We start from the raw sequence: 8,237 nt of genomic DNA on the forward strand, positions 1-8,237 counted from the left end.
TGAGGCGATGCCCCGGCAGGGGTGACGGTGAGCAGACCAGACCCCAGCCGCTTAGACCATCTTCAACCCTTCCGCATAAGGAAAACGACCATGCAAACGCTGACCGCCACCTACTCCCCCGAAGACAACAAGCTGCGCCTTTATCCGTCCTCCCGACTGGATAGCGCGACTTATGAGCGCGTGAAGGCGGCCGGGTTCAAGTGGGCACCCCGTCAAGAGCTTTTCGTGGCCCCCATGTGGACGCCGGCCCGCGAAGACCTGCTGATGGAGCTGTGCGGCGAGATTGGCGACGAGGACACCGGCCTAGTCGAGCGCGCCGAGGAACGCGCCGACCGTTTCGAGGACTACAGCGACAAGCGCGCCCATGACGCAAGCGCCGCGCGCAACGCCGTGCAGGCCATCGGCCAGCGGTTCGAGTTCGGGCAACCCATCCTTGTGGGCCATCACAGCGAACGCAAGGCCCGCAAAGACGCCGAGCGCATGGAAAACGGGATGCGCCGCGCCGTGCAGATGTGGGAAACCTCCGAATACTGGAAGCAGCGCGCAGCCGGTGCCCTGCGTCATGCGAAATACAAGGAGCTGCCCGCCGTCCGTCATCGCCGCATCAAGGGGCTGGAGGCCGACAAGCGCAAGCAGGAGCGCAGCAAGCAAGAGGCCGAAATGTGGCTGAAGCTGTGGCTTGAATGCGAGGCCGAGCAAGACGCCGAGCTGCAAAAGGCCGTCGCCCTGCGCATCGCTGGCATGTGCTGGCTGCACCTGCCGCGCAAGGAAGGCGACCGCGAAGACTGGAGCCACACCCCGACCGCTTACGACGCCTTGAACGGCTCGCATCCGAACCTCTACGCGCCGCGCACCCTGGCCGAAGTGATCGAGGCGGCCAAGAAAACCTACCCGGCGACGATTGCCCATTGTGACCGCTGGATTGCCCACTTTGAAAACCGGATTGCCTACGAACGCGCCATGCTGGACGAGCAAGGCGGCCTGAAGGCTGAAGGCTTCGACATCCAGCCGGGCGGCCGCGTCCTGGTCGATGGTGAATGGCTGGTGGTGATGCGCGTCAACAAGAAGGGCGGCCAGATCAACAGCGTGACCACGAATGCCCGTTATGTGCGCGTGCGCGGCATCGAGGAAATCAAGGACTACCGCGCGCCGACCGAGGAAGACGCCGCCAAGGTCAAGAAGGCCGCCAAGCTGCCGCCGCTGGTGAATTTCCCCGGTGAAGGCTTCATCGAAATGACCGCCGAGGAATACAAGCGCAAGCCCACCGATTACAAGGGCACCCGCACCGCGCAAGCCACGGCCGAGCATGGCGCATACCGCTACCGCACCGCCTTTTTGGCCAATAGTGGCTATCGGATCGTGCAGGTTTACATCACCGACGCCAAGCGCGTGGACAAGCCCGCACCCGAGGCCGCCGAGCCGGTGAAATTCGAGCGCGAACCCGTGGCCCCGGCCCCGGTGGCGACCGAGCAGGCCCCAGCCAGCGCCGAGAGCACCGACAAGCGCGCGGCGATGGCCGAGGACTTCCAAGCCATGCGCGACCAGCTCAAGGCCGGCGTGCAGGTTGTGAGCGCCCCGCAGCTTTTCCCGACCCCGGCCGACTTGGCCGCCCGCATGGTGGAGCTGGCCGACATCGAGCCGGGAATGCGCGTGCTGGAGCCGAGCGCCGGCACCGGCCGCATTCTGGAGCAGTTGCCCGAGGGCTGCGAAGTGGTGGCAGTGGAGATTAACGCGGCCTTGGGTGGCCGCCTCGATGCAGACCGCCGCGCCGTGGTGATCGGTGACTTCCTGCAATGCACGCCCGAAACCTTGTGGGGATCGTTCGACCGGATTCTGATGAATCCGCCCTTTGCCAACGCAGACGACATCAAGCACATCCGCCACGCGCTGCGCTTCCTGAAGCCGGGCGGCAAGCTGGTGGCGATCTGCGCCAACGGCCCCCGCCAGAATGCCCAGCTTCGCCCGCTGGTGGAGCAGCACGGCGGCGAATGGGAGAACCTGCCGCCCGATACCTTCGCGGAATCCGGCACCGCCGTTAATACCGCCCTTTTCACCCTGACCGCCTAACCCACCAACGCACGCGCCCCGGCTTCGCCGGGGCCGCTCAAGGAGTACGAGCCATGCAACCGAAATTTATGCCTTGGGTTGACCTGCTGCCGGAAGTGGGCGACCCGATCCGCAACGAGCGCAACAAGCTGGCCGCCAAGCTGGCCAGCGCCGAGGAACTGGAAAAACAAGCGGCCGCGCTGCGCGCGGGAGTCCGTGAGGGCCGCGCGGCCCTGCTGGATCGAATCATGAAGCAATGGACGCTGCACGACATCGAGCAGGCCGCGACCGCTGCCGCCGACCGTGGCCAGCCGTTCCCGCCCGGCTTCGTGAAAGACGGCGAGCTGCGCGAGGCGCTGCGCGCCCTCGATGGTGCCCCGTCCCCGCTGGAGGTGTTGCAAGCCTTCCACGCTGGCCGCGTTATCCGGCAACACAACCTTTTCAGCACCGCGACCGAGGACGAACAGCGCGACACGCTGCACCGGGTTTTCGACTGGTGGAATTACGGCGCTGTTCCGCTGCTGACCCGCTTGGAAGGCTAGGGGAGGGCGGCCGATGTCTATACAGGAGCAGGCCGCCGCACTGGTGGCCGCCGTCGATCCGGCCGCTGTCGCGGCCGTGATCGCGGAATTCCCCGAGGCCGAGAAGGTGGGCATCCGCACCAACTGGCAAAGCCTCGATCCCCATCTAGGGCACCGCGTCCCGAAGGCCCCGGCCGACCGGGCCGAGTACCTGGCCCGGAAAATCGAGCAGTACGAGGCCGAGCTACAGCGCGACATCGCCACATATACGCGCTACCGCGAGCAGGGCCTAGCGGCCCTGTCCGCTTACGACGTGTGCATTTCCAGCGGTAACAACCCGCTGGGCGCGCTGCGCACGGCGCTGCGCCTGAAGGACGCCCACATTTCCTATGACCTGTCCATTCTGGTCAAGCTGACGCTTGAGCTGGAGGACGTGAAAACCGAGCTGGCCGAGGCGGAACCCCCGCAACTGGCCCTTTTCTGAAACGCGCGGCCGCCCGGTGGCGGCCGCAACTGGAGCACCTACTATGCCCCGCGCCCATGTCCCGACCATTGACGAAGTTTTAGCTGATCCCGCCGCCTCCCACTGGATGAAAGACGCGCTGCGCTCCGCGCTGGCCCGTGACCCGGTGGACGTGGCCAACGATGCCGCCTTCCTGTGCGCCCTGCTGGACAAGCGGGCCGATGCTGCTATGGAGGCGGGCAGGGCGGCCGTGGCCGCGACCGCTCCCCAGGTGGAGCGGTAGGCCGGCGACAAGCCCGGCTGCGCCGGGCTGGAAGGGCAGGGCTTCGCCCTGCTGGCTGGGCCGGCAAGCCTGCGCGCTGCGCGCGCCGTCCTGCCGGCGTCCTTCCTTGTGTCGCTGCTGCTGGCTGGCTGGATCTTCTCCTTCCCCCTGTTCCGCTCCCTCCGTGGCTTGCCCTGGCCCCTGAAAACCTGCTGGGCGAATCGTCCCGCTTCGCGGGCCGACCGGGCTGCTCCAGGTTCGCGCATTCGCGCTCATCCCCTTCGGGGACTGCTGCGCAGCCTTGCACATCCCTTTCGCTTGCGCCCTCCGGGCGCTGGCCTGACGGCCTGAAGTGAGCTTTCGCGCGCGAAAGCTGGACAACTGCACAAAGGCGTCCGTGGTGTGCAGAGGGTGGGGATTGCCTGTCACTTCCAAGGGTATCAGTTCGTTCTCGCCGTCAAGGGCTGCGCGCCCTGAAGGGCGCTTGCGGCCGCTGGCCGTTTCACCCTTGACCGCTGCGCTGCGAACCGATCCAGAGGAAGTAGGCAATCCCGCCCACTTCCTGGAGTCCATGACATGACCGCTTCGCACATCGACCTTTTCACTATTGACGACAACGGCCAGTTTCAACTGGCCAGCGCCGGCCAAGTCATCGAGGCCGCCTTGGCCATCCTTGACGAAAAGGTGATGCGCAACGGCCTGATTTCAGCGCCGGCTGACGCCAGCGCCTTCTTCTCGCTGCGCCTCGGGAACCTGGAGCATGAGGTGTTCGCGGCCATCTTCCTGGACGCACAGAACCGCGTCATCGAGTACATCGAGCTGTTCCGGGGCACGCTGACGCAGACCAGCGTGTACCCGCGCGAGGTGGTGAAGACCTCGCTGCGCCTGAACGCTGCCGCCGTCATTTTCGCGCACAACCACCCGTCCGGGGTGCCCGAGCCGTCGCGCGCCGATGAGAACCTGACCAGAGTGCTGAAGGACGCGCTCGCCCTGGTGGACGTGCGCGTGCTGGATCACGTCGTCGTCGCGGGTGGCGCGTCCGTGTCCTTCGCTCAACGCGGCTTGCTGTAGCCGCTGCTGGCCGGGTGAAAAACCCGGCAAACGCCCCTTCGGGGCGTTTTGCCCGGTAGTTTTAACGACCGTTTTTCCTGCCGGAAAAAGCGGCATTAAAACGTACCTTTTAATTACCGTCGAATCCGGTAAAATTCGCCCTTTCTGGACAAATAACTACCGTGAGGCCCTTATGAGCGAGCATCGCCCGATCTACGGCGCGAATACAGCCGTTTTGAGCGACTTTCCCGAGCCGGTGAGGGCAACCCTTCACCTGATCGAAAAAAACCCGTCTAACGAGGCCGCGCTGATCCTGCTCCAGTGCGCCGCTTCAGCCGCGCACCCGGACTACCTTTTCAGTCTGGCCATGCTCAGTGCTCTCCCCATCGAGTACAAGGAGGCCGCACTGGAGCTGATCGAGCACAGCCTGACCATCGGTTTCACCGTGGACGAGCAAAGCGCATTGCTGCGCTTTGTGGAGCCATTGATGGCCACCGCGCTGCGCGCTCCGCGCGCCCGCTGACGCGCTGCCCCATCATGGCGCTCGACATCTTCGCGCTGCTGACTTCGGACGGCGACCACGCCCAAGCCGACCACATGTTCACCGGCAAAGCCGGCGACATGGTGGCCGTGGCCGACGTGCTCGATGCCGTGCATTGCGCGAATCGCCGGCTGCGCGCCGTGCCGGCGCTGGCCAGTCGATTCCGCAATGGCGCTACCTATCCCATTCCCTGCGTGCGACTGACCAAAGCCGAGTGCCGCGTCCTGGTGGACGCGATCACCGACTTTGGCCAATCCATGCCCAAGACCACCAAAGCCCGCAAACTCGCTGACCTGCTGGCCAGCTCCGTTTGCGTCTACTGATCGGAGCCCTTCATGGATGACAAAACCGCCGACCGAGTGATGTCCGCATCCCTCGACTATTTCAGCCGCAACACCTTCTTTGCGCTCCTGGTGCTTGTCGCCGGCTGGGGCCTTGGCTGGCTGCTGGGCTTCGCTCTCGCTCGCAGCATCCAGTCCAAGACCGGCGCGGCATTCTGCCGCCGCCTGTGCCCGATTGTGGGCGTCCTGGCCGCTTTCCCTCTCGCGTACAAACTCATGTTCTCCGCGTGAATCGGCCGTGCCTCGTTACTTCGCTTACTTGCGAGTCTCCCGCGACTCGCAAGACGTGGCGAACCAGCGGCTTGGCCTGCTGGATTTCGCCAACTCGCGCGGCTACGCCCCGCTCGTTGTCGTTGAAGAAACGGCAAGTCGCTCTGTTCCCTGGCGGGAACGCGCGCTGGGTTCGCTCCTAACGGAGCAGGCCCAGCGTGGTGACTTGCTTTTAACTTCCGAATTCACCCGCTTGGGCGGGTCGCCCGGACAAGTCTTTTCGATTCTGGAGACTGCCGCCGAGCGCGGCGTCACCATCATCATCACGAAGAACGGCACCGTCATGGACGGTAGCCTGAATGCTCAAATTCAGGCCGCCGCTTTCGCTATGGCCTCCATGATCGAGGTGGAATTCACCCGTGCGCGCACCCGAGAAGGCTTGCAGCGTGCTCGCCTTGAGGGCCGCATCGGCGGCCGGCGCAAAGGCAGCACCGGCCGCCTCAAGCTCGACCCTCAACGCGACAAAGTAGGAGAGCTGCACGCCCTCGGTTTGACGACGCCGAAGCTCGCCAAATACTTTGGCGTTACCGAGAAAACCATGCGCAAGTTCCTTGCGCGGCACTTTCCCAAAAAAGCGCCGGATTGACACGGCTGGCCCTTCGGCCCAACCGTGCCAATCCGGTTTTCCGGCTCCGCTTCCTTGCCGGTCTTTCGTTCCAGCTTCGCCGGAACTCAGGCCGGCAGCCTCTCCGCTTGCACTGGCTCGATGGTGGCCAGCCTTCGGCCGACCACCATCCTTGCCGGATGCCGTTCTCGCTGCTTTTGATCTGGATCGCCGCGAAAGACGGCGGCCACGCAATGCGCGGCCTGACTCGCTGTTGATGATCGCCTATTCGCTATCGCTTCTAGGCTCTCCACTGCTCGCCCCGTAGGCTGCTACCGTTGCAATTTTGTTTCGTGTCGCCGGGCCGTTGCGGTTCCCGCTGCCGCCATTCGGCGGCCGTCCCGGCCCGTCCGCTCCGCTGCCGGTGTTGTGCAACTTTCGCACGCGAAAGTCGGGGAGGCGCAATACGGCTTCCCTTGCTTCGCAGCGGTTCGCCTTGCGCCTTCTCCCGCTTTCCGTCCTGCTGTTTCGTTCCGCGCTTGTGCCGCGTCACGCAGGGCCGGAAAGTGCGAAAGGCGAGGGCGACTTCCTTCGTCCGTCGCCTTCGCCTTTCCTTGTCACGCAACCGCGCCCGTTCCGTGGCGTGTGTCGGTTGCCTTGAATTCTGAATGGCTGCACTACAGCGTGCCCCATTCCCTTTCGTGATCGTCAGTTGAAATGCGCTCCAGGATGCCGGCGCATCCTTCCGCGTTGTTGGCGTAGAACCCCACGTCGATGCCGTAGGGGTTCGTGAGCCAAATTTCCGCACCGTCCGCGTTGATCGCCCAGCCGTCAATTTCCGCGCGCCCGTGGGTTTTCAGGTGCTGGTATAGCTCCTGGCTCCCAATGCTTTGCTCCATCGTCTTCACCGTCCGTTGTTGGGCGAATCGTCCCGCTTTGCGGGCCGACCGGGCTGCTCCAGGTTCGCGCATTCGCGCTCATCCCCGCGTTGCGGGGACTGCTGCGCAGCCTTGCACATCCCTTTCGCTTGCGCCCTCCGGGCGCTAGACCGTGCCACTATCAACCGCCGCGTTTCCCACAAGCTCCACAGGCCCTCGCGCTGATCCGCTTTCCCACAAGAGGTTTCTTGTGGAAAAGCGGGCGCGACCGTTGCCTCTTGCGATATTGAGGTATCGCGGGCAACGGCTACGGGGCCTGTGGATTTGTGGAAAACGCTCGTCCGCTGCTTGCAGCCTTCTGCCCCTAGGTGAGTCAAAAACCAACCCCACCCGTTTCGTCTCCCCGTGAGGGGAGCCGACCAAAGGCGCGCCTCTGGACTCCGGGCCGTCTCTCCTGCAACCGCCGCGTTTCCCACAAGCCCCACAGGCCCTCGCGCTTTTCCGGTTTTCCACAAGAAGTCTCTTGTGGAAAACCGGGCGCGACCCTCTCCCTTTGGGATATTTGGGTATCCCCGGTCGAGGGCACCGGGGCCTGTGGATTTGTGGAAAACGCTCACTGGCTGGCCTCGGCCGTCGCTGCTACTTCAGGCGCAGTCTGAACAGGCTTCACCGGCTCTGCCGGTTTCGCTGCATCGACTACCAGAAGGGCCTTGATCTTTGGCATCGCTTCGCGCCAAAGATCAGATGGAACCGCATCAAGCCGTTCCGTCTTGATGAGTTCCATCACTGCCTTCTGGTTGCGCTCGCGTTCCTTGCGCTGCTGCTCTCGCTGTCGTTCCTCCAGCTTCCGCAGCTTCTCGCGTTGTGCTGCGATTTCTTCATCCAGCGTCTTGGCCTTGCGGCCTGACTTCGGATTCGTCGTTTCACTACTCATGGCTCTTACCTCGCGTTGTGGGTTCTAGTGGAAAACCTGCCTGATCTGGCGGGACGTGCTGCGTCCCTGATCGGCTGCATTTTACCAAATGCGCGGTTTTCTTCCACTAGGGCCTGGGGGAGAGAACGGCACCGTTCTTCCAGCTCGCAGGGCAAGCCCCGCGCCCCGGAAGAACGGTCACACACCACGCAACATGGTTGCCGGTGCTAAAAGCCGCGCTGTGGCGCGCCTTTTAGCGTGGCGACACCGAAAAGACAACGCGGCGACACCGAAAATGCTATAATGGCCTAAACCCTTATGGAGTAAAGGAAAATGCCGAGAGCGAAAGGAACAGGGAAAGGCCCAACCGAGCGGTTCAACATCCGACTCGATGAGGACACGGCGGGG

The 8,237-nt window shown here is 64.0% G+C and carries 11 protein-coding genes; 9 read left to right on the plus strand and 2 right to left on the minus strand.

Annotated elements, in window-relative coordinates; translation table 11 throughout:
• Window positions 1-90 precede the first annotated feature (90 nt).
• The 9 genes from L880_RS33605 to L880_RS0125315 all read left to right on the plus strand — a co-directional run bounded on the left by L880_RS33605 (window position 91) and on the right by L880_RS0125315 (window position 6,080).
• The gene (locus L880_RS33605) at window positions 91-2,067 is read left to right on the plus strand and encodes a DUF3560 domain-containing protein (RefSeq protein WP_051443603.1); all 1,977 of its coding nucleotides are present in this window, start codon (window positions 91-93) and stop codon (window positions 2,065-2,067) included.
• 53 nt (window positions 2,068-2,120) lie between these two features.
• Window positions 2,121-2,588: a stable inheritance protein KleA gene (gene kleA / locus L880_RS0125280; RefSeq protein WP_027477989.1), complete on the plus strand. Its 468-nt coding sequence runs from the start codon at window positions 2,121-2,123 to the stop codon at window positions 2,586-2,588.
• Between the two features lie 13 nt (window positions 2,589-2,601).
• Complete coding sequence (locus tag L880_RS0125285) at window positions 2,602-3,051, plus strand: hypothetical protein (protein ID WP_017510524.1); 450 nt, start codon at window positions 2,602-2,604, stop codon at window positions 3,049-3,051.
• Window positions 3,052-3,094: 43 nt separating this feature from the next.
• On the plus strand, window positions 3,095-3,313 hold the full coding sequence (locus L880_RS0125290; RefSeq protein WP_011798645.1) for a hypothetical protein: 219 nt from the start codon (window positions 3,095-3,097) through the stop codon (window positions 3,311-3,313).
• 555 nt (window positions 3,314-3,868) lie between these two features.
• The gene (gene radC / locus L880_RS0125295) at window positions 3,869-4,363 is read left to right on the plus strand and encodes a RadC family protein (RefSeq protein WP_011798644.1); all 495 of its coding nucleotides are present in this window, start codon (window positions 3,869-3,871) and stop codon (window positions 4,361-4,363) included.
• Between the two features lie 172 nt (window positions 4,364-4,535).
• The gene (locus L880_RS0125300; protein ID WP_013723339.1) at window positions 4,536-4,865 is read left to right on the plus strand and encodes a hypothetical protein; all 330 of its coding nucleotides are present in this window, start codon (window positions 4,536-4,538) and stop codon (window positions 4,863-4,865) included.
• Window positions 4,866-4,879: 14 nt separating this feature from the next.
• Window positions 4,880-5,206, plus strand: coding sequence for a ParB N-terminal domain-containing protein (locus L880_RS0125305; RefSeq protein ID WP_013723340.1), 327 nt, complete (start codon window positions 4,880-4,882; stop codon window positions 5,204-5,206).
• Window positions 5,207-5,218: 12 nt separating this feature from the next.
• Window positions 5,219-5,455 (plus strand): hypothetical protein, encoded by a 237-nt coding sequence (locus tag L880_RS0125310; protein WP_009242065.1) that lies wholly within the window; start codon window positions 5,219-5,221, stop codon window positions 5,453-5,455.
• A gap of 7 nt (window positions 5,456-5,462) precedes the next feature.
• A complete protein-coding gene (locus L880_RS0125315; RefSeq protein WP_009242066.1) occupies window positions 5,463-6,080 on the plus strand; it encodes a recombinase family protein in 618 nt (205 codons plus the stop codon).
• 635 nt (window positions 6,081-6,715) lie between these two features.
• Here the strand turns inward: L880_RS0125315 and L880_RS0125320 are convergent.
• Window positions 6,716-7,009, minus strand: coding sequence for a hypothetical protein (locus tag L880_RS0125320; protein WP_245615366.1), 294 nt, complete (start codon window positions 7,007-7,009; stop codon window positions 6,716-6,718).
• Between the two features lie 520 nt (window positions 7,010-7,529).
• Window positions 7,530-7,850, minus strand: a complete 321-nt coding sequence (locus L880_RS35260; RefSeq protein ID WP_013723342.1) for a hypothetical protein — start codon at window positions 7,848-7,850, stop codon at window positions 7,530-7,532.
• Window positions 7,851-8,237 lie beyond the last annotated feature (387 nt).

It is taken from the genome of Curvibacter gracilis ATCC BAA-807, from assembly GCF_000518645.1.
Lineage (GTDB): Bacteria > Pseudomonadota > Gammaproteobacteria > Burkholderiales > Burkholderiaceae_C > Curvibacter > Curvibacter gracilis.

Excerpts from the sequence above, each read along its gene's own strand:
- L880_RS33605 (WP_051443603.1), top strand. The coding sequence starts at position 91 with ATGCAAACGCTGACCGCCACCTACTCCCCCGAAGACAACAAGCTGCGC.
- kleA (WP_027477989.1), top strand. The coding sequence starts at position 2,121 with ATGCAACCGAAATTTATGCCTTGGGTTGACCTGCTGCCGGAAGTGGGC.
- L880_RS0125285 (WP_017510524.1), top strand. The coding sequence starts at position 2,602 with ATGTCTATACAGGAGCAGGCCGCCGCACTGGTGGCCGCCGTCGATCCG.
- L880_RS0125290 (WP_011798645.1), top strand. The coding sequence starts at position 3,095 with ATGCCCCGCGCCCATGTCCCGACCATTGACGAAGTTTTAGCTGATCCC.
- radC (WP_011798644.1), top strand. The coding sequence starts at position 3,869 with ATGACCGCTTCGCACATCGACCTTTTCACTATTGACGACAACGGCCAG.
- L880_RS0125300 (WP_013723339.1), top strand. The coding sequence starts at position 4,536 with ATGAGCGAGCATCGCCCGATCTACGGCGCGAATACAGCCGTTTTGAGC.
- L880_RS0125305 (WP_013723340.1), top strand. The coding sequence starts at position 4,880 with ATGGCGCTCGACATCTTCGCGCTGCTGACTTCGGACGGCGACCACGCC.
- L880_RS0125310 (WP_009242065.1), top strand. The coding sequence starts at position 5,219 with ATGGATGACAAAACCGCCGACCGAGTGATGTCCGCATCCCTCGACTAT.
- L880_RS0125320 (WP_245615366.1), bottom strand. The coding sequence starts at position 7,009 with ATGCGCGAACCTGGAGCAGCCCGGTCGGCCCGCAAAGCGGGACGATTC.
- L880_RS35260 (WP_013723342.1), bottom strand. The coding sequence starts at position 7,850 with ATGAGTAGTGAAACGACGAATCCGAAGTCAGGCCGCAAGGCCAAGACG.